This is a genomic window from Pseudomonas sp. B3G-3 (assembly GCF_028640915.1).
GTDB lineage: Bacteria > Pseudomonadota > Gammaproteobacteria > Pseudomonadales > Pseudomonadaceae > Aquipseudomonas > Aquipseudomonas chlororaphis_I.
The window spans coordinates 254,561-275,432 of the sequence record NZ_JAQZAB010000127.1 but is presented as its reverse complement, the minus strand read 5'-3'; the positions used below and the strand labels follow the sequence as shown (position 1 = coordinate 275,432).

23 protein-coding genes and 1 tRNA gene are annotated in these 20,872 nt (G+C 62.0%); 16 read left to right on the top strand and 8 right to left on the bottom strand.

Annotation, left to right across the window (positions count from 1 at the left end; all coding sequences use genetic code 11):
* The first annotated feature begins 129 nt into the window (after positions 1 to 129).
* Together PVZ80_RS28840 and PVZ80_RS28835 are read left to right on the top strand one after the other, a co-directional pair.
* The gene (locus PVZ80_RS28840; protein ID WP_028681983.1) at positions 130 to 387 is read left to right on the top strand and encodes a hypothetical protein; all 258 of its coding nucleotides are present in this window, start codon (positions 130 to 132) and stop codon (positions 385 to 387) included.
* Between the two features lie 222 nt (positions 388 to 609).
* Positions 610 to 951 carry a ribonuclease E inhibitor RraB gene (locus tag PVZ80_RS28835; protein ID WP_009042886.1) on the top strand — a complete coding sequence of 114 codons (342 nt, stop codon included), beginning with the start codon at positions 610 to 612 and terminating at the stop codon, positions 949 to 951.
* A 490-nt stretch (positions 952 to 1,441) separates the two neighbouring features.
* On the opposite strand, the gene PVZ80_RS28830 is transcribed toward PVZ80_RS28835, so the two are convergent.
* Positions 1,442 to 2,254 (bottom strand): c-type cytochrome, encoded by an 813-nt coding sequence (locus PVZ80_RS28830; protein ID WP_257374581.1) that lies wholly within the window; start codon positions 2,252 to 2,254, stop codon positions 1,442 to 1,444.
* 686 nt (positions 2,255 to 2,940) lie between these two features.
* Here PVZ80_RS28830 and PVZ80_RS28825 point away from each other — a divergent pair.
* The 3 genes from PVZ80_RS28825 to PVZ80_RS28815 all read left to right on the top strand — a co-directional run bounded on the left by PVZ80_RS28825 (position 2,941) and on the right by PVZ80_RS28815 (position 7,149).
* A complete protein-coding gene (locus tag PVZ80_RS28825; protein ID WP_016704997.1) occupies positions 2,941 to 4,146 on the top strand; it encodes an acetyl-CoA C-acetyltransferase in 1,206 nt (401 codons plus the stop codon).
* A gap of 25 nt (positions 4,147 to 4,171) precedes the next feature.
* Positions 4,172 to 6,316 (top strand): 3-hydroxyacyl-CoA dehydrogenase NAD-binding domain-containing protein, encoded by a 2,145-nt coding sequence (locus PVZ80_RS28820; RefSeq protein WP_009047873.1) that lies wholly within the window; start codon positions 4,172 to 4,174, stop codon positions 6,314 to 6,316.
* Between the two features lie 104 nt (positions 6,317 to 6,420).
* On the top strand, positions 6,421 to 7,149 hold the full coding sequence (locus tag PVZ80_RS28815; RefSeq protein ID WP_016704995.1) for an amidotransferase: 729 nt from the start codon (positions 6,421 to 6,423) through the stop codon (positions 7,147 to 7,149).
* 80 nt (positions 7,150 to 7,229) lie between these two features.
* On the opposite strand, the gene PVZ80_RS28810 is transcribed toward PVZ80_RS28815, so the two are convergent.
* The 3 genes from PVZ80_RS28810 to PVZ80_RS28800 all read right to left on the bottom strand — a co-directional run bounded on the left by PVZ80_RS28810 (position 7,230) and on the right by PVZ80_RS28800 (position 9,959).
* The gene (locus PVZ80_RS28810) at positions 7,230 to 8,201 is read right to left on the bottom strand and encodes a magnesium and cobalt transport protein CorA (RefSeq protein ID WP_009047875.1); all 972 of its coding nucleotides are present in this window, start codon (positions 8,199 to 8,201) and stop codon (positions 7,230 to 7,232) included.
* A 131-nt stretch (positions 8,202 to 8,332) separates the two neighbouring features.
* Positions 8,333 to 9,055 (bottom strand): 1-acylglycerol-3-phosphate O-acyltransferase, encoded by a 723-nt coding sequence (locus PVZ80_RS28805; RefSeq protein ID WP_009047876.1) that lies wholly within the window; start codon positions 9,053 to 9,055, stop codon positions 8,333 to 8,335.
* Between the two features lie 214 nt (positions 9,056 to 9,269).
* Positions 9,270 to 9,959, bottom strand: coding sequence for a crotonase/enoyl-CoA hydratase family protein (locus tag PVZ80_RS28800; protein ID WP_009047877.1), 690 nt, complete (start codon positions 9,957 to 9,959; stop codon positions 9,270 to 9,272).
* A 318-nt stretch (positions 9,960 to 10,277) separates the two neighbouring features.
* Here PVZ80_RS28800 and PVZ80_RS28795 point away from each other — a divergent pair.
* The 9 genes from PVZ80_RS28795 to PVZ80_RS28755 all read left to right on the top strand — a co-directional run bounded on the left by PVZ80_RS28795 (position 10,278) and on the right by PVZ80_RS28755 (position 14,398).
* Positions 10,278 to 10,367 (top strand) — tRNA-Ser (locus PVZ80_RS28795).
* Positions 10,368 to 10,689: 322 nt separating this feature from the next.
* A complete protein-coding gene (locus tag PVZ80_RS28790) occupies positions 10,690 to 10,971 on the top strand; it encodes a hypothetical protein (RefSeq protein ID WP_009047878.1) in 282 nt (93 codons plus the stop codon).
* 138 nt (positions 10,972 to 11,109) lie between these two features.
* Entirely contained in the window at positions 11,110 to 11,481 is a 372-nt protein-coding gene (locus PVZ80_RS28785; protein ID WP_009047879.1) for a cupin domain-containing protein, read from the top strand.
* A gap of 224 nt (positions 11,482 to 11,705) precedes the next feature.
* Complete coding sequence (locus tag PVZ80_RS28780) at positions 11,706 to 11,894, top strand: hypothetical protein (protein ID WP_009047880.1); 189 nt, start codon at positions 11,706 to 11,708, stop codon at positions 11,892 to 11,894.
* 347 nt (positions 11,895 to 12,241) lie between these two features.
* On the top strand, positions 12,242 to 12,655 hold the full coding sequence (locus PVZ80_RS28775; protein ID WP_009047882.1) for a hypothetical protein: 414 nt from the start codon (positions 12,242 to 12,244) through the stop codon (positions 12,653 to 12,655).
* Between the two features lie 113 nt (positions 12,656 to 12,768).
* Positions 12,769 to 12,927 carry a hypothetical protein gene (locus PVZ80_RS28770; protein WP_164485447.1) on the top strand — a complete coding sequence of 53 codons (159 nt, stop codon included), beginning with the start codon at positions 12,769 to 12,771 and terminating at the stop codon, positions 12,925 to 12,927.
* Positions 12,928 to 12,969: 42 nt separating this feature from the next.
* Positions 12,970 to 13,158, top strand: a complete 189-nt coding sequence (locus PVZ80_RS28765) for a hypothetical protein (protein ID WP_009047884.1) — start codon at positions 12,970 to 12,972, stop codon at positions 13,156 to 13,158.
* Positions 13,155 to 13,517, top strand: a complete 363-nt coding sequence (locus tag PVZ80_RS28760) for a hypothetical protein (protein WP_028681990.1) — start codon at positions 13,155 to 13,157, stop codon at positions 13,515 to 13,517. The genes PVZ80_RS28765 and PVZ80_RS28760 overlap by 4 nt, the downstream gene beginning before the upstream one ends.
* 185 nt (positions 13,518 to 13,702) lie before the next feature.
* Complete coding sequence (locus PVZ80_RS28755; protein WP_009047886.1) at positions 13,703 to 14,398, top strand: HAD-IA family hydrolase; 696 nt, start codon at positions 13,703 to 13,705, stop codon at positions 14,396 to 14,398.
* Positions 14,399 to 14,548: 150 nt separating this feature from the next.
* On the opposite strand, the gene PVZ80_RS28750 is transcribed toward PVZ80_RS28755, so the two are convergent.
* Positions 14,549 to 15,295: a 3-oxoacyl-ACP reductase family protein gene (locus PVZ80_RS28750; protein ID WP_009047887.1), complete on the bottom strand. Its 747-nt coding sequence runs from the start codon at positions 15,293 to 15,295 to the stop codon at positions 14,549 to 14,551.
* Between the two features lie 125 nt (positions 15,296 to 15,420).
* Between PVZ80_RS28750 and PVZ80_RS28745 the strand changes: the two genes are divergently transcribed.
* Positions 15,421 to 16,344 carry a LysR family transcriptional regulator gene (locus PVZ80_RS28745; protein ID WP_009047888.1) on the top strand — a complete coding sequence of 308 codons (924 nt, stop codon included), beginning with the start codon at positions 15,421 to 15,423 and terminating at the stop codon, positions 16,342 to 16,344.
* Between the two features lie 69 nt (positions 16,345 to 16,413).
* Here PVZ80_RS28745 and PVZ80_RS28740 read toward each other — a convergent pair whose 3' ends face one another.
* The 3 genes from PVZ80_RS28740 to PVZ80_RS28730 all read right to left on the bottom strand — a co-directional run bounded on the left by PVZ80_RS28740 (position 16,414) and on the right by PVZ80_RS28730 (position 20,011).
* Positions 16,414 to 17,142 carry an aspartate/glutamate racemase family protein gene (locus PVZ80_RS28740; protein WP_028681992.1) on the bottom strand — a complete coding sequence of 243 codons (729 nt, stop codon included), beginning with the start codon at positions 17,140 to 17,142 and terminating at the stop codon, positions 16,414 to 16,416.
* A 55-nt stretch (positions 17,143 to 17,197) separates the two neighbouring features.
* Positions 17,198 to 18,727, bottom strand: a complete 1,530-nt coding sequence (locus PVZ80_RS28735) for an NCS1 family nucleobase:cation symporter-1 (protein WP_273864880.1) — start codon at positions 18,725 to 18,727, stop codon at positions 17,198 to 17,200.
* 549 nt (positions 18,728 to 19,276) lie between these two features.
* A complete protein-coding gene (locus PVZ80_RS28730) occupies positions 19,277 to 20,011 on the bottom strand; it encodes a phosphoadenylyl-sulfate reductase (protein ID WP_016704990.1) in 735 nt (244 codons plus the stop codon).
* A gap of 169 nt (positions 20,012 to 20,180) precedes the next feature.
* On the opposite strand from PVZ80_RS28730, the gene thrH reads away from it, so the two are divergent.
* Positions 20,181 to 20,798 (top strand): bifunctional phosphoserine phosphatase/homoserine phosphotransferase ThrH, encoded by a 618-nt coding sequence (gene thrH / locus PVZ80_RS28725; RefSeq protein ID WP_273864879.1) that lies wholly within the window; start codon positions 20,181 to 20,183, stop codon positions 20,796 to 20,798.
* The last annotated feature ends 74 nt before the right edge of the window (positions 20,799 to 20,872 follow it).

The window sequence follows — 20,872 nt, the reverse complement described above, 5'->3', positions numbered from 1 at the left end:
TCAATCAAATCGGCGTTCTTGTTTCTGTGTTTCCCGGAATTCCGTGAAGAACCTTTTTTAATGGCGCCGCCGGGCCCCTGGTTTGAACGATTACTGGCTCTTCAGGGTCGACATCTTGTGAGTCCATCCATGGGCTTCATCAAGGAGGCACTGATGCAAAAGTGGCAAGTCACTTTCGTTGACGATCATGGTGTCCAGTCAGTGGAGCAATTCGACTGTGAGCAGCAGCCCAGTATGGAGGAGGCGGCACAATTGATTCGCGCAAAGCTCCTACCGGTTCCGGCCGAGCTTGACCTCAACGATCTGGAGGGGCGTACCGATGACCCTACGCTCAAGAGCCTGAAAGATCAGAACAGCATTCAAATCCTCAGCATTGCTCCAATTTAATCTTTAATGCGCAAAGCCCTACCGAGCTTGAACCCAGACCTTGGCAGCGCCTGCGTCTTGGCGCTACTCTGCATTCGAGATCAGCGAATGAATCGCTAAGGTCTGGTCTTGTCAGCTACATGCTTGTTTCCTGGCGGCGATCTTCTCGCCGCAAGCCTGCACTGTGCGGTGACAGGCAAGGGAGTACGGAAAGTCTATCCATCGGTTTGAGGAGGACGTTTCATGAGCACAGCCTATCAAGAAGACATCAGCAGCAGCGTGCTGCGCCGCATGAAAGAAGGCGGTTTCGACTTTTCACGATTCCATCCCATCGAGTTCTACGCCATTTTCCCGGACGAGGAGCGGGCACGCAGGGCGGCAGGGCAGTTCCGCGGTGAATCCTTGAATGCCCAGGTCAGCGTGCGCGATGACGGCGCCTGGTACCTGGAGCTGAGCAAGGTGATGTACGCCACCTACGGCGGCATCGGCGATTTCGAGCAGGACTTTGAAGCGGTGGTCGCGCCCCTGGGCGGGATCATCGAGGGTTGGGGCGTGAAGCAGGAGGTTCGAGGGCGACTCGTTTAGTGCATATGAATAGCGTCAAGACTCAGCATCGGCTGACCTTCGGGTCGGCCGATTTCGTTTCTGCCTCCGGGATCTGTAGGAGCGCAGCTTGCCCGCGATAAGGGGACGCGGTCTTTCGGCAAAACCGCATCGGCCTTATCGCGGGCAAGCCTCGCTCCTACAAAACGCGCGGGCAAAAAAAGGCCACCCGCTGAGGGTGGCCAAAAGGGAAGACCGGTAGGAGAGGAAACCGGTCGGGACATTCCAGGGCCGGCTGCCATGGGCGCCATGAAGGTGGGGCGTCGACTGCGCGCCTTGGCGGCGCTGAAGTCATCTGCGTTGTTGCAGCGAATTCTGCGCAGTTTTGCCCAGGAGGTGAAATCAAGTCTGGCTATGTCGTCGATAGCCATTGCATTACGTTGCAATAGAGCGGCCGCCGAGGAGTTCACTCGACTGTAGGAGCGAGGCTTGCCCGCGATGACGTCCCGAAGGACACCTCCCCGAGCCAGCTTTATTGCGCCGCCTGTTTACGCCCCGCCATATGCTTCAGATACCCCACCAGCAACTCCAGCTCGGCATCCGGCAATACGCTGCTTGCGAAGGCCGGCATCTTCGCCTGTGGCCAGCGGCGCAGGCTCTGTGGGTCGCGGATGTAACGCTTGAGGAAGTCCGCGCCGAAATACTCGGTGGGGCTGTAGGGGATATTCAGGTCCGGGCCGAACTGCGAGTCGCCGGCGCCGTTGAGGCGATGGCAGGCCAGGCAGTTCTTCTGGAACAGGGCGAAGCCCTGGTTCACCGGGTCGCCGGCCGCCAGCTTGGGATCCGGGCGCAAGGCCGGGAAACGTTCCGCCACCGGCGCCAGGCGCTTGATGCTCGCCACTTCGAACGGCCATTGCTCGGGGCTGATATGACCAGCCTGCGGGTTGGTCCACACCAGGTAGAAAGGCCCGGCGCTGTGCTTGCCTTCAGCCAGGGGCGGCCAGGGCTTGGCCGGGTCTTCGATGGCCAGCCAGGCCTGGGCGCCGTCCTGGGTGAGCAGGGGCGCGGCGGGCAGTTCGGCGGCGAAACCGTCCAGGGCGACGGCCTGCAGATGGTCATCGGCCTTGATGCCGGTGAGCAGGGCCGAGATCGGCACCGCGCGGTAACTCATGTCGCGTTTGTACGACACGTCATCCTTGACGGTGACGGTCCGGGCCAAAGGGTGCTTGAGCAGTTCATCGGTCTGCCAGGTGCGGCTGCCGGCCCCCAGTTCCAGGGTCAGCTGCGCGGCATGCACGGGCGTGGTGAGCAGCAGGGCGCTGCACAGGAGGATAAGAGATTTCAATTGATCGCTGTTCCGTCGCTGGGGTGGAGAGCTCCGCGTAGGGCCTGTCTCCAGTTTTCTGATAAGCACGACAACGCCCTGATTCAGCGTGGCCGCGGCGTCAGAAAGAGTGGCACACAAGTGCCGGCCCCGGTAGCGAACCGGAGCACAAAGATTCGATTGCGTGACGGGATGGCCACGCCTCTAGCCGATCACTTTGGTGAGGTTCGGCAAGATCAGAAGCAAGGTGGTTGCGAACAGAATGAGCCCCGCTTGACGGACTTTCGAATGCTTGAACATGGCTGAATGCCTTTTGTTGTTATTCCTGAACATCAACTGCATGCCTGCCGCTTCACTATGGTCAGGCGATGTGTCCCTTTTCTTACGCGTGCACCGGCAAGACCCGGCTGCAACGATTCACTGCCTACAGTCCTACCTTAGGGTCCTTGTAACCCTTGGCTTAGATCCATTTCATATCAGCTAATAGGCGGATGCTTTAAAAAACGCATGAGGCCTATTGCCATCTTCTTGCCCGCCCTTTGTCTAGACAGTTCCGTTATGCGGCGGGCGGAATCCATTAGCTCAGTACCGTTCGTCTGAGCGTGACCGTCAAGGTCAGTGAGCGCATCGGTCATTGAATCCGGGGCCCTCGGGGCCAAGAGTGGGAGCCCTGTCATCATTCATCTGCACAGCGGTTCGAGGACGTCATGACCCAGGCTTTGATATTCGATGCATTACGCACCCCCCGTGGCAAAGGCAAGGCCGATGGCGCCTTGCACAGCGTCAAGCCGGTGAACCTGCTGGCCGGGCTGCTCGATGCCCTGCAGCGGCGCACCGGACTCGACACCAGCCAGGTCGACGACATCGTGCTCGGCTGCGTGACGCCGATTGGCGACCAGGGGGCCGACATCGCCAAGACTGCGGCGCTGGTCGCCGACTGGGACGTCAGCGTGGCCGGGGTGCAGATCAACCGCTTTTGCGCCTCGGGCCTCGAGGCGGTGAACCTGGGCGCGATGAAAGTGCGCTCCGGCTTCGAGGACCTGGTGGTGGTCGGCGGCGTCGAGTCGATGTCACGGGTGCCCATGGGCAGCGACGGCGGCGCCTGGGTGCTCGACCCGCAAACCAACATGCACAGCCATTTCACCCCGCAAGGCATAGGCGCGGACCTGATCGCCACCCTGGAAGGCTTCAGCCGCGAGGATGTCGACAGCTTTGCCCTGCAATCCCAGCAAAAGGCCGCGCGGGCCAGGGCGGCGGGGGCTTTCAGCAAGTCCCTGGTACCGGTGCAGGACCAGAACGGTATCGTCCTGCTGGATCACGATGAATTCATTCGCGCCGATTCCACCCTCGAAGGCCTGGGCAAGCTCAAGCCCAGCTTCGAGATGATCGGCCAGATGGGGTTCGACGCTACCGCCTTGCGGGTCTACAGCCATGTCGAGCGCATCCACCACGTGCACACCCCGGGCAACAGCTCAGGGATAGTCGATGGTGCAGCGCTGATGCTGATCGGTTCCGAAGCCAAGGGCCGGGCGCTGGGCCTCAAGCCGCGGGCGCGGATCGTCGCCACGGCGGTCACCAGCACCGATCCGACCATCATGCTCACCGGGCCGGCGCCGGCCACGCGCAAGGCACTGGCCAAGGCCGGGCTGCGGGTCGAGGACATCGACCTGTTCGAGGTCAACGAGGCGTTCGCCTCGGTGGTGCTGAAGTTCATCAAGGACATGGCCATCGACCCTGGCAAGGTCAACGTCAATGGCGGCTCCATCGCCATGGGCCACCCGCTGGGCGCCACCGGCTGCGCGATTCTCGGCACCCTGCTCGACGAGCTGGAAGCGCGGCGCCAGCGTTACGGCCTGGCGACCCTCTGCGTCGGTGGCGGCATGGGTATCGCCACCATCATCGAACGCCTCTGAGCCCTGACTTCAAGGAAACACTTTCATGACCGAAGCCATCCGTTACGACAAGGGCCAGGACCAGATCGTCGTTCTGACCATCGACATGCCGGGCCAGAGCGCCAACACCATGAACGCGGTGTACCGCGAGGCCATGGCCGCCTGCGTGGCCCGCCTGCAAGCCGAGCAGGAATCGATTGCCGGGGTGATCGTCACTTCGGCGAAAAAGACCTTCTTCGCCGGCGGCGACCTCAATGAACTGATCAAGGTCGGCAAGGCCGAAGCCCAGGCCTTCTATGACATGGTGCTGACCCTCAAGGGCCAGCTGCGGGCCCTGGAGACCCTGGGCAAGCCCGTGGTAGCCGCGATAAACGGCGCAGCCCTGGGCGGCGGCTGGGAGATCTGCCTGGCCTGCCATCACCGGGTGGCGCTGGACGATCCGTCGCTGCAGATCGGCCTGCCGGAAGTGACCCTCGGCCTGCTGCCGGGCGGTGGCGGGGTGGTGCGCATGGTGCGTTTGCTGGGGCTGGAAAAAGCCCTGCCGTATCTGCTGGAAGGCAAGAAGGTGCGGCCGCAACAGGCGCTGCAAGCCGGCCTGATCGATCAACTGGCCAGCGACCGCGACGATCTTCTGGCCAAGGCCAGGGCGTGGATTGTCGCCAACCCGGCGGCCAAGCAGCGCTGGGACGTGGCCGGCTACCAGATCCCCGGGGGCACGCCGTCGCACCCGAAAGTCGCGCAGATGCTGGCCATCGCGCCGTCGATCCTGCGCAGCAAGACCCAGGGCTGCCTGCCGGCGCCGGAGAAGATTCTCTGTGCGGCAGTGGAGGGTGCCCAGGTCGATTTCGATACCGCGCAGTTGATCGAAGCCCGCTATTTCACCGAGCTGACCACCGGCCAGGTGGCGAAAAACATGATCGGCACCTTCTGGTTCCAGCTCAACGAGATCAATGCCGGTGGCTCCCGTCCCCAAGGTTTTGCGCCCTATGTGACCAAAAAGGTCGGGGTGCTCGGTGCCGGGATGATGGGCGCCGGGATCGCTTATGTCAGCGCTGTGGCCGGTATCGAGGTGGTGCTCAAGGACATCAACCTGGCGGCGGCCGAGAAGGGCAAGGCCCATTCGGCGGCGCTGCTGGAGAAGAAGGTCGCCCGTGGCCATTTGAGCGCCGCGCAGCGTGACGCCACGCTGGCGCGAATCCGCACCACCGAGCAGGACGCCGACCTGGCCGGTTGCGACCTGATCATCGAGGCCGTGTTTGAGGATCGCGAGCTCAAGGCCAGGGTCTCGGCGGCAGCGCAGCAAGTGGTGGGGGCGCAGGCGGTGATCGCATCCAACACCTCGACCCTGCCCATCAGCGGCCTGGCCAAGGCGGTACCGGATCAAGGCAAGTTCATTGGCCTGCATTTCTTCAGCCCGGTGGAAAAAATGCCCCTGGTGGAAATCATCAGGGGCGAGCAGACCAGCGATGAAACCCTGGCGCGCGGTTTCGACTTCGTCCAGCAGATCAAGAAGACCCCGATCGTGGTCAACGACAGCCGCGGCTTTTTCACTTCGCGGGTGTTTGGCACTTTCACCAACGAAGGCATCGCCATGCTCGGCGAGGGCGTGGCCGCGCCGATGATCGAGACCGAGGCGCGCAAGGCGGGGATGCCGATCGGTCCGCTGGCGATCTGCGACGAGGTTTCCCTGAGCCTGCTGAGCCATATCCGCCAACAGACCGCCAAGGATCTGCAGGCCGAAGGCAAGCCACTGCCGGAGCATCCGGCCTTTGCCGTGATTGACCTGCTGCTCAATGAATACAAGCGCCCAGGCAAGGCCGCGGGCGGCGGTTTCTACGACTACCCGGCCGGGGCGCAGAAGCACTTGTGGCCGCAGCTGAAAACCCGCTTCGAGAAAGCCGACGGGCAGATTTCGCCACAGGACGTGCGCGATCGCCTGTTGTTCGTGCAGGCCATCGAAACCGTGCGTTGTGTGGAGGAGGGCGTATTGCGCTCGACGGCCGATGCCAATATCGGCTCGATCTTCGGTATCGGCTTCGCGGCCTGGACCGGCGGGGCCTTGCAGTTCATCAACCAGTACGGCCTGAGGGACTTTATCGCCCGTGCCCAGTACCTGGCCGAGCAATATGGCGAGCGTTTCGCGCCGCCGGCGCTACTGTTGGAGAAGGCCGCCAAGGGCCAGTTGTTCTGAGGCTGAAGGGATTAAAGTGATGCATCGCGGGGCTTGCCTTGGTCGGGCGTTTCAAGGCAGGCTCTGGGGTGTTCATTATTCCCATCACGTGTCAGGTATTTTTTATGTCGCTACGCATCTGCATTCTGGAAACCGACATCCTGCGTCCAGAATTGGTCGATCAATATCAGGGTTACGGGCAGATGTTTCAGCGCCTGTTCTCACAGCAGCCAATCGCTGCCGAATTTACCGTCTACAACGTGATGCAGGGCCACTACCCGAGCGACGACCAAAGCTTCGACGCCTACCTGGTCACGGGGAGCAAGGCCGACTCCTTCGGTACCGACCCCTGGATTCAAACCCTCAAGACTTACCTGCTGGAGCGTTATAAGCGCGGCGATAAACTGCTGGGCATCTGTTTTGGCCATCAACTGCTGGCGTTGCTGCTGGGCGGCAAGAGCGAACGCGCGACCCAGGGCTGGGGCGTGGGTACCCACAACTACAAGCTGGCGGCCAAGGCGCCGTGGATGAGCCCTGTGGTGGAGGAGCTGACGCTGCTGATCAGCCACCAGGACCAGGTGACCGCCTTGCCGGAAAACGCCACGGTCATCGCTTCCAGCGATTTCTGCCCGTTCGCGGCCTATCACATCAATGACCAGGTGCTGTGCTTCCAGGGCCACCCGGAGTTCATCCACGACTATTCGCGGGCCTTGCTGGACCTGCGCCAGCAGCACCTGGGCGAGCAGGTCTATCAAAAGGGCATCGCCAGCCTGGACCGGGATCATCACGGCAGCACCGTTGCCGAGTGGATGATGCGTTTTGTCGCGCACAAGCCGCAGGCCGGGTCGGTTTGAATCCATAGCCGCATCGCCAGCCGGCTCGCTTCTACAAAGGCCTCAAGGCCCTTGTAGGAGCGTCCTGCCCGGCTCCGCTGTCAGAGCCACCCCGAGCGCTTGAAGCTCGCCCACAACCCGGTACAGCCCAGCACCAGGAACGCCAGCACGCCGAAGTAGCCATAGTGCAGCTTCAGCTCCGGCATGTTGTCGAAGTTCATGCCGTAGATCCCGGCCACAGCGGTCGGGAACGCCAGGATCGCCGCCCAGGCGGCGAATTTGCGTTGCACCACGCTTTGTCGCGAGGCCTCCAGCAGCACGCCAATCTCGATGGTCTGGCTGGCGATATCGCGCAGGGTCGCCAGGTCTTCCATCTGCCGGGTGACGTGGATCTGCACGTCGCGAAAGTACGGGCGCATGTTCTTGTCGATAAAGGGGAAGCTGAGCTTCTGCAGCTCTTCGCTGATCTCCACCATGGGCGCCACATAGCGGCGCAGGCGCAGCACATCGCGGCGCAGGCTGTGAAGGTGCTGGATATCTCTCTCGTTGAGCGAGCTGCACAACACGCTGTGCTCCAGCGCGTCGATCTCGGCATGGATCGCTTCGCTGACCGGCTGGTAATTCTCGGTGACGAAATCCAGCAGCGCGTAGAGCACGAAGTCTTCGCCGTGCTCGAGCAGCAACGGTCGTGCCTCGCAGCGCTGGCGGACGAACGCATAGGATTTGGAATGGCCGTTGCGGGCAGTGATGATGTAGCCGTTGCCGGCAAAGATGTGGGTCTCGATGAATTCCAGCTTGCCGTTTTCGCGCACGGGCGAGTAGGTGACGATAAACAGCGCGTCGCCGAAGGTTTCGAGTTTCGGCCGGCTGTGTTTTTCCAGGGCGTCCTCGATGGCCAGTTCGTGCAGGTTGAACTGGCGTTGCAGATTGGCCAGTTCCTGGGCGTTGGGTTCTTCGAGGCCAATCCAGACGAAGTGCCCGGGTTTGGCAGCCCAGGCTGCACCTTCGTCGAGGGTGATATCAGTGACTTTTTTACCTGCGCTGTAGACAGCGGCGGCAACAACTCTACCCATGGTTCCTGTTCGCTTCTTCTTATCGAAATGAGGAGTGAGACTCCGTGCAGCTTAGCCCCATGACTGATCAGAGTCAGCCTGCTGGGCGGAGTTCGCCGGCAATAAAAAAGCCCGCACGCGGCGGGCTGTTTTCAGGCGGTCTGTAGCTGGCGGTCCATCGATTCGATGCACTCGCGCATCTGTTCGCGGCATTGCTCGATCAGCCTTGGCATGTCGTCCAGGCTCAGCCCGGCGGTGGGAATCGCCGGCAGCGAACGGATCAGGATCCTGCCGCTGTGCCAGCGGTTGAGGCGCATGTGGCGGATATAGCTGCTGGCGCACACCGGGACGATCGGCACGCCGGCGGCGATGGCCATCTGGAAGGCGCCTTTCTTGAACGGCAGCAGGTCTTCACCGAGGTTGCGGGTGCCTTCCGGGAACACCCAGATCGAGGTGTCCTTGTGTTGCAGGGTATGGGTGGTGGTCAGCATCGAGCGACGCGCCTTGTGCGCGTTGCCGCGGTCGATCAGCACGTTGCCCGCCAGCCAGAACAGCTGGCCGAACAGCGGCACCCACTTCAGGCTCTTTTTGCCGATGCACACGGTGCGCTGGGGCACCACGTTGCCGAACACGAAGAGGTCGTAGTTGGACTGGTGGTTGGCGATGATCACGCAGCTCTTGGGCTTGTCCATCAGCGGCCCGACTTCGGCCTTGACCCGCAGGCGCAGAATGCACATGGCAGGCAAGGCATACAGGCGCGCGCACAGGCGGCTGTTATCCGGGTTGAACGGGCGGCACAGCCCCAGCACCACGCCGAGAATCCCCGCTGCAATAAAATGCAGGCCCATCAATAACATACGAAACAGATACAGCATCTACAGGCCCACCGGGGACAAAAGGTGGCGCAGTGTACGGATGTGCACTGTTTTCGGCAATTACCTGTATAGAAGGGGAAGATGGCCGATGTTTAAGCGCATGTTTCCAACTCTTTGCTCAGTGGCGGGCTAGAGCATCGCGCCGGTCTTTCTCGCGCTGCGGGCATAAAAAAGCCCGACGCAGGGCCGGGCTGGTATGCGATGGGCTCAAGCTTCAGCCCAGGTGTTCCTGATCGAGGATGATCGCGTTGTCCAGCGCTTCCAGCAGCGCCTTGCGCACTTTCAGCTTGGTGTTCTTGTGGGCGGTCATGTTGATCTTCTTCAGTTGGCGCGCGGCGGCCAGGGCGGCGCCTTGCAGCTCCTCGGCGCTTACCACCTTGTCGAGGAAGCCGGCATCCACCGCGCCTTGCGGGTCGAACATCTCGCCATTGATCACCGAGCGGTGCAGCGCGGATTTGCTTAGACGGTCACGGGCCAGCTCGATGCCGGCGTGGTGCATGGTCATGCCGATCTGTACTTCGTTCAGGCCGATGCTGAACGGACCTTCGACGCCGATGCGGTAGTCCGCCGACAGCAGCAGGAACGCACCCTTGGCCACGGCGTGCCCAGGGCAGGCGACGATGACGGGGAAGGGGTGCGACAGCAGGCGGCGGGCCAGGGTCGAACCCGAAGTCACCAGGCTCACGGCTTCCTTGGGGCCGGCGGTCATCACCTTCAGGTCGTAGCCGCCCGACAGAATGCCGGGCTGCCCGGTGATGATCACCACCGCGCGATCGGTGATGGCCTGGTCCAGCGCGGCATTGAAGGCGGCAATCACGTCCGGGGAAATGGCATTGACCTTGCCATTGCTCAAGGTCAGGGTCGCGATACCGTCTTCGAGGTGGTAAGAAATCAACTCACTCATGACGCAATTCCTTGTATTGAAGTGGGGCAGACGTTACCCACGGTCACAGGTCAGGTAAAGCGCTGTGACTGACTGGCGAGTCAGCCCTTTCTGGCCTGACAAGCGTAGCCGGCCACCTGGGGCGCGTATCGGCTCTGCTATATAGCTGCCAGCCAGGCCAGAGATTGGCCGGTTTGCCATGACGCTGATGTCGTCGAAGTGCCGGAATCCAGAGAAATGTCTTAAGCGCATGAAAATTCTGAAAAAAACCTTTGCCATCAGAAAAGCTTTCGACTACATTAGCGCGCCTCGACAGACTGAATCGGTTTGACGAGACACGGTTGGGTGTCCGAGTGGCTTAAGGAGCACGCCTGGAAAGTGTGTATACAGGAAACTGTATCGAGGGTTCGAATCCCTCCTCAACCGCCATATTCGATCGACGCAAAACCCCTGATTTCCTCGAGAAGTCAGGGGTTTTGTGCTTTCTGGGGCCTGTTTGTCGCAGCCGTTGGCGAGCGGTTTCTTTGCTGAACGCCGTTTCCTCGCCACGGTCAAAATCATTACGAGTTCGCAACAGCCAAGGCTGCTCCAGCGAGGTATCGATCACGCTGGATACCTGAGTGGTCTTTGGCTTTGTTACCCCTGCGAAGCCTGGCGGCCCGGTCACCTTGAAGGTGAGGTTTCCGCCGATATCAGGCGGGCATCAGCGTGCGGTTTTCTGTGCCCCGTACTGGCTACGAGGAGACGCGCAATGGTCATTCACTTCAAGGTCGCCGGGCATCTGGCCTGCGGCCACAAGGGTTCCAATCTCATGTCCAGCACCGAGCCGGCGCGGGTCAAATGCCGCAGTTGCCGCAATACCGAGGTGTTCAAGGAAGCCCGCAAGAATCAGCGCAATGCGGCACGTCGAGCGGCGCGCAAAGCGAAGGCTGCGCACACGGGCGATTGGCGTGCAGCCTGGACCCAGCGGCTGACGGCCATGGCGGGCTTGCAGCGTCTGCCTCGGGGCTTTGGTGGGCAACCTTACGTTTAGCGTTTGTCCCGGGCACCCCACGCTTTCAGGTCTAGAATGGTCATGCGCATCGAGTGGGGCGATGCTGGCGGTCTGCGAGCGTGGGGCGATGTTGCCGGCGCCGACAGGCTTTGCAGCTACTCAATCGAGGGCACGATCATGTCCACGCACGAACAGGTCACCGAGCACAAATCCTTCTCCGAACCGGATGAGACCCGCGAGTTTTCCAATGGCAAGGCAGAGATTCTGAAGATCGGTCAATGCGAAGTGGGGCGCTTCACGTTCAAGCCGGGCTGGCGCTGGTCGAACGATATCCGGCCGCTGGCGCAGACCCCCAGTTGCCAGGCGCCGCACTTTCAGTATCACGTGGCCGGCAAGCTGGCGATCCTGATGGATGACGGCACTGAAATCATCGCTGGACCGGGCGATATCACCTCCCTGCCTAAAGGTCATGACGCCTGGGTGGTGGGGGATGAAACCGTGGTGGTGGTCGACTGGTTCGGGGCCAGCAACTACGCTCGTAAGGTCTAGGCGAAAGGCAGTCGCAAAGGAGCTGATGCAGGCCATCAGCTCCTTTTTCAACGACGATCCACTCCCTTGGACGAAGAATCCCAGTTTGGGCCATTCGTCGGTCTTTTCTCCTGTGAACTGTAAGTCCGTAAATGACCGTCTAGTCTGAAACGCCGTGACGGTCGATATTTTCTAGGCAGTCAGGTGCTTGCCGGTATCGACCGGTTGTTGGAGGGAGCAGGGAGATGAGCGATCCTTATATCGAGGACAACGGGGATGAGTTCCCAATCAACAACCTGGTGCGCTGCGGTCAGGCAGCGTTCGACAGCGAGCCACCGATCAAGGCATCGGCAGGCAAGACCAGGACCAGTGCGTTACCCAGGGTGACCCAGACAAAGTTTTTCCCGAAAGCGGCGCTTCCTAAGAGAAGGTAGCCTTCATACCGAACGACCCCGCTTCCGGGCGGGGTTTTTGTTACCTGAACAATGGGCCGCCGCGGTCGATTTGAATGAAGTTGGACCTTTCGTCTTATCCGTTGCACAAGGTCGCGGGGTTTTCACAATTTATTCACAAGCGACTGCGTAGGCTCAACTCATCCGTTAAAGCAAATCCTATTAGCCCGTCTCCCCAGCGGGCTTTTTTTTGCCTGGGTGAAAACTCTTTGCGCAAAAACGGTCCAACACTTTGACTAAAAGGATTACAGCGTTGCGCTGTCGCCGCTCAGCTTTAGTCAGACACCGCTATAGAATGACTCTCCAGCATCTTTTTCGAGGTTTACATCATGCGTTTAACACTGCCTGCTCTGGTTTTGGGGCTTCTGGCTGCTCAAGGTGCGATGGCCGCCGGTGATGGCACTGCTGCGGTCGGCGGCGGTTTGGGTGGCGCGCTGGGCAACGTGGTTGGACAACAGATTGGCGGCAGCACCGGTGCCGCGGTGGGTGCGGGTATTGGCGGCGCTGCCGGCAGTGCGGTCGGTGCCCGTAAAGGCAGCCGTACCGAGGCGGCCATCGGTGGCGGTCTGGGTTCGGCCGGCGGTTCGGTGATCGGCAACAAGCTGGGCGGCAAAACGGGCTCGACCATCGGTGCAGGCCTGGGTGGCGCGGCCGGTGGTGCCTTGGGCAGCAGCATGGGTGACGATGACCATCACTCCGGCGGCAGGAAGCACAAGAATAAACACAAGCACAAGCACGACTGATTCTGCTGCAGTGCGCAAAAAGCCCGGCCTTGTGCCGGGCTTTTTTATGGGAACGAATATCGCTCCAGCCCCTCGAATTCAATGATGGACACACTGTGTCGACGAGGTTTGCCATGACTCCGGAAACGGCTGACAAGAAAGAAGACGATGCCTCGGGCGTGCCCCTGGTCAACGATCCGGGCAATGAAGACCCGGGCTCGCTGATGGATGACGCCCTGGTGCCACTGAGCGATGACGATGAGGCAGGCGAGTCGGAGGAAAAACGCCCGTGAAGTCTGCTTCCTGCACGCCGGCATGACCGGTGTGAGGTACATATGAAGCATGATCCGAAACATCTCGACCGGGATGAAACGCCCGAATATCCGCTGCCGTCCCCCACGGATGCGCTGACTCCCGAGCAGATCCTCCCGGACGCCAACGCCGAGCAGGAGTTGTCTCGACCCAAGCCGCAGCGCAAGGCGGCCAGGGGCAAGCGTCGCACCGCCCCGGGAGGCTCGTCGTGAGCCGGGCAAAACTGCTGAGCCTGGTGCTGGTCGCCCTGGTGTCGATTTTCTTCTTCTCCAGCCTGGCAGAATCCGCTGACGGACGGGCTCCAACCCATCCTTCCGGGCGCTCTTTCGAGGGCGGTTCCGGCAGCGATCTGATGCTGCGACCTGGGGCTCTGGGCGGGAATGGTGTAGGTGTCACGAACAGCCGTTCCCGAGCCGACAATGCGCGCGGCTCTTCCGGCCAGGGCGGCGGCATGGGCTCCACCGGCGTCAATGGTTCCATCATGGGCGGCGGCGGTGCCGGCGGTGGAACCGGCAGCGCGGGTGGCGGCACCGGCGGTCCCGGAGGCGGCAGCGGACGCGCGGGGCGCTAGCTTGCTTTATTCATTCGCCGAGACCATCGAGCCCGGCCTGTCCGGGCTTTTGTCTGCTTGCGCGCTGGCCTGAGGTTGCTCCCTGTCATCCGCCGCGGCTATGCTGCTGAACCCTTTAATCGGGCAAAAAACTGGCCGTACCTGAGCCGCTCCCCGGGATGTTTTTTGTTAACGGATCAGATGCGATGAATGCACAGTTGAATGATGTGGGCCCGATCAAGGCCGTGATTTTCGATATGGACGGTTTGCTGCTGGACACCGAAGGCATCTACACCGAGGTGACCCAGCTGATCGCCGATCGTTACGGTCGCACCTTCGATTGGACGGTCAAGCAGAACATCATCGGCCGTGGCGCCGCGGACCTGGCCCGCTATGTGGTCGAAGCCCTGGACCTGCCGATCACGCCGGAGGAGTTCCTGGTGATTCGCGAGCCGCTGATGCGCGAGCGTTTCCCCCGCGCGCTGGCGATGCCGGGGGCGCAGGAGCTGGTGCAGCACCTCAAGGCCAATAACGTGCCGATCGCTGTGGGCACCAGTTCTTCGCGCCAGTCTTTCGCCCAGAAAACCACCTTGCACGGCGACTGGTTCGCGCTGTTCGACACCATAGTCACCGCCGACGACCCGGAAGTGGGCGCGGCCAAGCCGGCGCCGGATATCTTCCTGACCGCCGCGCGGCGCCTGGGCGTTGCTCCCGAGGATTGCCTGGTGTTCGAGGATTCGCCCTTCGGTGTCACCGCGGCGAAAGCGGCGGGGATGACCGCGATCGCCATTCCCGACCCGGCGATGGCGGACGCCAAGTACGCCCATGCCGATGCCATTCTGCGTTCGTTGAAGGGGTTCCAGCCGGCGGCCTGTGGCTTGCCGCTGCTGCAATGGAGCTGAACCTGTAGCCGCTGCCGCAGGCTGCGATCGACTCCGCAGGAGGCGCCGTTCTTGAAGCCCTATCGGGCTTATCGCAGCCTGCGACAGCCCCTACAAAAAACGCCGGGCCACCTGATGAAGGTGCCCCGGCGTTTTTCATGGGCGCAGGAATCAGGCGCTGAAGCCACCATCGATGCTCAGGCTGGCCCCGGTGATGTAACCCGCTTCCGGTCCGGCCAGGTAAGCCACGAAGCTGGCGATTTCTTCCGCGTGGCCGTAGCGCCCGATGGCCATCAGCGGGATCAGGCTTTCGGCGAAGTCGCCGTGGGCCGGGTTCATGTCGGTATCGACCGGGCCGGGCTGCACGTTGTTGATGGTGATGCCCCGTGGGCCGAGGTCGCGGGACAGGCCTTTGGTCAGGCCGACCAGGGCCGACTTGCTCATGGCGTAGGTGCCGCCGCCGGCAAAAGGCATGCGTTCGGCATTGGTGCTGCCGATGTTGATGATGCGCGAGCCTTCGCCCATGTGCCGGGCTGCTTCCTGGGTGGCGACGAACACGCTGCGAATGTTGATGGCCAGGGTCCGGTCGAAGTCTTCCAGCTTGAAGTCTTCCAGCGGGCCGACGGCCAGGACGCCGGCGTTGTTGACCAGGATGTCCAGGCGGCCAAAGGTTTCGACCGTGCTGTCGACCGCCTGGCGGATGGCCGCGGCATCGGCGCTGTCGGCGAGGATCGCCAGGGCCTTGCCACCGGCCTGGGTGATGCTGTCCTGCAAGGCCTGGGCCTTGGCAGTGGAGCTGACGTAGGTGAAGGCGACAGCGGCGCCTTCGGCTGCCAGGCGTTGCACGATGGCGGCGCCGATGCCGCGGGAACCGCCTTGAACCAAGGCTACTTTGCCGCTGAGGGATTGGGTGGTCATGTCGTTCTCCAAAAGTCCAAGGCGGGCTGCCTTGTGGTTGGAGTCGAGTATCGACCTCGGATTAGGTGCTGTGTAGATAGGAATCGCTCTAGTCTGTATAAACCAGAAGTTTAGAGTGAGGCGCCATGGAAACCTTCAGCAGCATCGAATGCTTCGTGCGCAGCGCCGAAGTCGGCAGTTTTGCCGAAGCCGCGCGGCGCTTGAGCCTGACCCCCGCCGCAGTGGGTAAAAGCGTGGCCAAGCTCGAGGCCCGGCTTGGGGTCAGGCTGTTTCAGCGCAGCACCCGCCGCCTGACCCTGACCGAGGCCGGCAAGCTGTTTCTCGATGAGGTCAGCGCCAGCCTGTACACCATCCAGAACGCCGTGGCCAACCTGGCCAGCGCCGAAGGGCGCCCGGCGGGCACCCTTAAAGTCAGCATGGGCACGGTGTTCGGGCGGCTGTACATCGTGCCCATGCTCGGCGAATTCCTGCGGCGTTTCCCGGAGATCAGCCCGGACTGGCATTTCGATAATCGCCAGGTGGACCTGATCGGCCAGGGCTTCGACGCGGCGATCGGCGGCGGCTTCGAACTGCCTCAAGGGGTGGTGGCGCGACGGCTGAGCCCGGCTCACCGCATCCTGGTGGCCTCGCCGGAGTACCTGGCGCGCTGCGCGGCGATCGAACAGCCCGAGGATTTGCAGCATTGCGAAGGCATCCTGATCCGCTCGCCGCAGACCGGGCGGATACGTTCCTGGGCCCTGACCAGTCGCACCCGGCAGCAAAGCCCGCTGAACCTGAAGGCGCGGATGACCATGAGCGATTCGGAAGCGGCCTGCGCCAGCGCCGCCCAGGGCCTGGGGGTGGCGTTGGTGAGCATGCCGTTCGCCGTCGGTTATCTGAATGCCGGTACCCTGCAGCGGGTATTGCCGGACTGGTACGTCGACGACGGCAACATCTCGATCTACTACGCCGAGCACAAACTCTTGCCGGGCAAGACCCGGGCCTTCGTCGACTTCGTGATCGAACAGTTCGCCGTGCTGGGCCTGGAGCAACGCTTCAGCGCGGTTTGAAGAAGCGCGCAAACCCGCTTCCTGTAGGAGCGAGCTTGCTCGCGATAGGTCCTCGACGAAAGCGCCGATTCAGCGCCCGAAGCGCCCTGGCCAGCCGATGATGGCCTTCGGCCGCGGCGTAGCGTAGGTGCGCACCTTGGAGGTGGACAGCCCCAGGCGCACCAGGGATTCGGCGATGGTCACCGCCGCGGTCACGCCGTCCACCACCGGCACGCCGGTGCGCTGGCGGATCTGCTCGTCCAGGCCGGCCATGCCGCCGCAGCCCAGGCAGATCACCTCGGCCTTGTCTTCGCTGACCGCCAGCTCGGCCTGGCGCACGATGGCTTCCACGGCGCGCGCCGGGTCCTGTTCCAGCTCCAGCACCGCCAGCCCGCTGGCGCGTACCGAGGCGCAACGGTCGTACAGGCCGGAGAGTTTCAGGCGATCCTCGATCAGCGGTACGGTGCGATCCAGGGTGGTCACCACCGAGTAGGCATGGCCGAGGAACATCGCGGTGCTGGCGCCGGCGTCGGTGATGTCCACCACCGGCACATTGAGCAGTTCCTGCAGGCCTTCGCGGCCATGCTCGCCATAACCGGCCTGGATCACCGCGTCGTAGGGCTGGTCGTAGGACAGCACGCGGTCCATGACGGCGATGGCGGCCAGGTAGCTTTCGAAGTTGCCTTCGATGGAGTCGGCGCCGAAGTGTGGGGTCAGGCCGATGATTTCAGTGCCGGGCGCGGCCACGGCCTGGGCCTGGCGGGCGATGGCCTGGGTGATGGAGTCGGTGGTGTTGACGTTGACCACGAGAATTCGCATGGGCTGTCCTTATCGATGAGGCATTCGGGGCCCGCCGCACGCGGGCCGTTCAAGGTTAGTGGCAGACGTTGTCGACTGCGATGGATTCGCCGCTGACATCCGCATAGTGCGGCTGGCGTTTGGCGATGATCAGGTACAGCAGGCCGGCAATGCCGGCGCCGATCAGCCAGGAGAAGGGCGAGACGCTGGCAAACCCCGGCACCAGGGCCAGGACAATGGCGATCAGCGCCGACGGAATGAACGCCGCCACCGCCCGCAGGTTGACCCCGCGGCTGTAGAAATACGCGCCTTGCGGGTTCTCGCTGTACAGCTCGGGCACGTTGATCCGGCCTTTGCGCAGCAACCAGTAGTCGACCATGATCACCCCGTACAGCGGCCCCAGCAGGGCGCCGAGCCCGGACAGGAAGTACACGATCACCAGCGGGCTGTTGTAGAGATTCCACGGCAGGATCAGCACCGCGAGGGTCGCGCTGATCAGCCCGGCGCGGCGAAAGGTCAGGTATTTCGGCGCCAGGTTGCTGAGCACGAAGGCCGGGGCGACGAAGTTCGCCATGATGTTCACCGCCACGGTGACGATCAGGAACGCCAGGCAACCGAGCACCAGAAAGAAGGTGTTGGGGATCGAGGCGATGATTTCGGTCGGGCTTTCGATGATCCTGCCGTTGATCTGGAACTGCGCGCCGCAGAGCAAGACGGTGATGGCCGCGAACACCAGGATGTTCACCGGCAGCCCCCAGAAGTTGCCGACCTTGATAGTCCGACGGCAGGGCGAGGAGCGGGCGAAGTCGCAGAAGTTGAGGATCAGCGTGCCGTAGATCGCCAGCCACAGCGCGCCGCCAGCGAAGATCTGGCGCCACATCTCGCCACCGCTCAAGGGCTCGCGGATCGACCAGGCGATGCTGGCTTCGGCCTGGGTGAACATCCAGGCGGCGAGGGCGGCAACGGTCACCAGGATCACCGGGCCGGCGAAGGCTTCGTAACGCCGGACCATTTCCATGCCATAGGCGAGGATTGCCAGCTGGGCCAGCCAGATCGCCACGAAACACACCCAGCCCAGGCTCGACAGGCCGAGGATCGAGTTGTGGTCGTAGTCGGCGAAGCCGGGGTGGATGGCCGTGAGCAAGACCCGGAACACCACCGAGGCCAGGTACGTCTGGATGCCGAACCAGGCGATGGCGATCACCGCGCGGATCAGCGCCGGAATCTGCGCGCCATGGATGCCGAAGCTGATACGGCTGATCACCGGGAAGGGCACGCCGGTCTTCTGGCCCATATAGCCGGACAGATTCATGAAGAAGTACACCAGCGCCGCGCCGATCCCCAGGGACAGGAGGATCTGCCAGCCGCCCAGGCCCAGGGCGTACAGGCCGATGGCGAAGGAGTAATTGGCGATGTTGTGCACGTCGTTGGTCCACAGGGCAAAGATGCTGTATCCACCCCAGCGCCGGCCTTCGACCTTGGTCGGCGCCAGGTCGCGGTTGTGCAGGCGTGGGCTGAGGTCGACCGTGGCGGCGGTGCCGGGGCCGAGGTGGGTGTGGGAGGAGGGCAAATCCAGTGCGATGTTGTTGGCAAGGCTTGTACGCATTCCGGCAGGCTCCTGATCGCGGACCTGCGCTGACTGTGCTTGAGCGCAAGGCTCGGCAGTCTTCGGCTGGGGTCCGGGAATCACTGGGTTCTGGGCATCTGCAGGCGGATTCGGGAACCCGGCTTGCGGATATAAAGTGTATGTATTTTTTATTTAAGTTGTATACAAGATGCGAAGCGACTTAAGCCACTTCCGTGCCAGAACCCAATCTAAGCAAGCGACTGATAATTTCGGTTTGTTCTTAATGATTTCTAAGTAACTGAAACTACGAAATTATAAATTGACCGTTCGAACAGGTATTTATTTTCGAGGGGATGGGGTGTAAGCGCGATGGAGGACGGCCCAGGGAGAGGGGTGTAACCTTTTGGGGCGTCGAGGCATAAAGTGCACACAAAAATGGCACCTGTGGTGACACTTGTGTGTACAAGATTTTTGCCGGGAGGAGGGCTTCTGTAGGAGCGAAGCTTGCTCGCGAGACGGCGTACCTGGCACACCGCTTCGCGAGCAGGCTTCACTCCGACAGACCAGAGGAAAGAGGAATCGGGGGCTTTAGCCCTTGCTGATGATATTGCCGGCGTGCAGGCCGCATTCCTTCTGCGTGGCTTCTTCCCACCACCAGCGGCCTTCGCGCTCGTGCTGGTTCGGCAGCACTGGGCGGGTGCAAGGCTCGCAGCCGATGCTGATGAAGCCACGCTCGTGCAGGCTGTTGTACGGCAGTTCGAGCATGCGGATGTAACCCCAGATCTCTTCGCTGGTCATCTGCGCCAGCGGGTTGAACTTGTACAGGGTGCGTTCCGGGGTGGAGAAGGCGCTATCGATCTCCAGTACCGCCACCTGGCTGCGGGTGCCCGGGCTCTGGTCGCGACGCTGGCCGGTGGCCCAGGCGCTGACGGTGGACAGCTTGCGGCGCAGCGGTTCGATCTTGCGGATGCCGCAGCACTCGCCGTGGCCGTCCTTGTAGAAGCTGAACAGGCCTTTCTCCTTGACGAAAGGATCGAGCTTGGCGTGGTCCGGCGAAACCACTTCGATGTCGATCTTGTAGTGCTCGCGTACCTGCTCGATGAAACGATAGGTTTCCGGGTGCAGGCGACCGGTGTCGAGGCTGAAGACCTTGACGTTCTTGTTCAGCTTCCAGGCCATGTCCACCAGCACCACATCCTCGGCACCACTGAAAGAGATCCACAGGTCATCGCCAAACTCGGCAAAGGCCAGCTTGAGAATGTCCTGGGCGGATTTTTGGGCATAGGTCGCGGCGAGTTCAGCGACATTGAACGATGGGCTCATCAGGGCGGTTTCCTACAGGTCGGTGGCGCTGAGCGCTCTAGATACTGGCGATGGTAACAAAATCCGCCCCCGGCTGGCGCGCTCCTTGCGTTGCGTGGGCTGGGGCGAATCGCTAGAGTTCGGCAGTCCTTTTGCTCGCTCGAATAACCAATACAAATGGGAGTGTCTCGTGGAAATTGCCTGTCTCGACCTGGAAGGTGTACTGGTCCCGGAAATCTGGATCGCCTTTGCCGAAAAAACCGGGATTGAATCCCTCAAGGCGACCACCCGGGATATCCCCGATTACGATGTGTTGATGAAACAGCGCCTGCGGATTCTCGACGAGCACGGCCTGAAGCTCTCGGACATTCAGGAAGTGATCGCCACCCTCAAGCCGCTGGACGGCGCCATCGAGTTCGTCGACTGGCTGCGCGAGCGTTTCCAGGTGGTGATTCTGTCCGACACCTTCTATGAGTTTTCCCAGCCGCTGATGCGCCAGCTGGGCTTCCCCACGCTGCTGTGCCATCGCCTGGTCACCGACGACAGCGGCCGGGTGACCGGTTACCAGCTGCGCCAGAAAGACCCCAAGCGCCAGTCAGTGCTGGCCTTCAAGAGCCTGTACTACCGGGTGATCGCGGCGGGGGATTCGTACAACGACACCAGTATGCTCGGCGAGGCCGATGCCGGGATTCTGTTCCATGCCCCGGACAACGTGATTCGCGAGTTCCCGCAGTTCCCGGCGGTGCACAGCTTTGCCGAGCTGAAGCACGAGTTCCTCAAGGCATCGAACCGCGAGTTGAGCCTGTAGGTTCGCGGCGCAGCTATCGCGGGCAAGCCTCGCTCCTACAGGCCGCGTCGTGCCGCATTGCCGTGAACGACATT

Coding starts and splice junctions, on each gene's coding strand:
- PVZ80_RS28805 (WP_009047876.1), bottom strand. CDS start 9,055: ATGCTGTATCTGTTTCGTATGTTATTGATGGGCCTGCATTTTATTGCA.
- PVZ80_RS28740 (WP_028681992.1), bottom strand. CDS start 17,142: ATGCGAATTCTCGTGGTCAACGTCAACACCACCGACTCCATCACCCAG.
- PVZ80_RS28775 (WP_009047882.1), top strand. CDS start 12,242: ATGCGTTTAACACTGCCTGCTCTGGTTTTGGGGCTTCTGGCTGCTCAA.
- PVZ80_RS28835 (WP_009042886.1), top strand. CDS start 610: ATGAGCACAGCCTATCAAGAAGACATCAGCAGCAGCGTGCTGCGCCGC.
- PVZ80_RS28840 (WP_028681983.1), top strand. CDS start 130: ATGGGCTTCATCAAGGAGGCACTGATGCAAAAGTGGCAAGTCACTTTC.
- PVZ80_RS28755 (WP_009047886.1), top strand. CDS start 13,703: ATGAATGCACAGTTGAATGATGTGGGCCCGATCAAGGCCGTGATTTTC.
- PVZ80_RS28810 (WP_009047875.1), bottom strand. CDS start 8,201: ATGGGTAGAGTTGTTGCCGCCGCTGTCTACAGCGCAGGTAAAAAAGTC.
- PVZ80_RS28800 (WP_009047877.1), bottom strand. CDS start 9,959: ATGAGTGAGTTGATTTCTTACCACCTCGAAGACGGTATCGCGACCCTG.
- PVZ80_RS28770 (WP_164485447.1), top strand. CDS start 12,769: ATGACTCCGGAAACGGCTGACAAGAAAGAAGACGATGCCTCGGGCGTG.
- PVZ80_RS28790 (WP_009047878.1), top strand. CDS start 10,690: ATGGTCATTCACTTCAAGGTCGCCGGGCATCTGGCCTGCGGCCACAAG.
- PVZ80_RS28730 (WP_016704990.1), bottom strand. CDS start 20,011: ATGAGCCCATCGTTCAATGTCGCTGAACTCGCCGCGACCTATGCCCAA.
- PVZ80_RS28735 (WP_273864880.1), bottom strand. CDS start 18,727: ATGCGTACAAGCCTTGCCAACAACATCGCACTGGATTTGCCCTCCTCC.
- PVZ80_RS28765 (WP_009047884.1), top strand. CDS start 12,970: ATGAAGCATGATCCGAAACATCTCGACCGGGATGAAACGCCCGAATAT.
- PVZ80_RS28820 (WP_009047873.1), top strand. CDS start 4,172: ATGACCGAAGCCATCCGTTACGACAAGGGCCAGGACCAGATCGTCGTT.
- PVZ80_RS28745 (WP_009047888.1), top strand. CDS start 15,421: ATGGAAACCTTCAGCAGCATCGAATGCTTCGTGCGCAGCGCCGAAGTC.
- PVZ80_RS28825 (WP_016704997.1), top strand. CDS start 2,941: ATGACCCAGGCTTTGATATTCGATGCATTACGCACCCCCCGTGGCAAA.
- PVZ80_RS28785 (WP_009047879.1), top strand. CDS start 11,110: ATGTCCACGCACGAACAGGTCACCGAGCACAAATCCTTCTCCGAACCG.
- PVZ80_RS28750 (WP_009047887.1), bottom strand. CDS start 15,295: ATGACCACCCAATCCCTCAGCGGCAAAGTAGCCTTGGTTCAAGGCGGT.
- PVZ80_RS28815 (WP_016704995.1), top strand. CDS start 6,421: ATGTCGCTACGCATCTGCATTCTGGAAACCGACATCCTGCGTCCAGAA.
- PVZ80_RS28780 (WP_009047880.1), top strand. CDS start 11,706: ATGAGCGATCCTTATATCGAGGACAACGGGGATGAGTTCCCAATCAAC.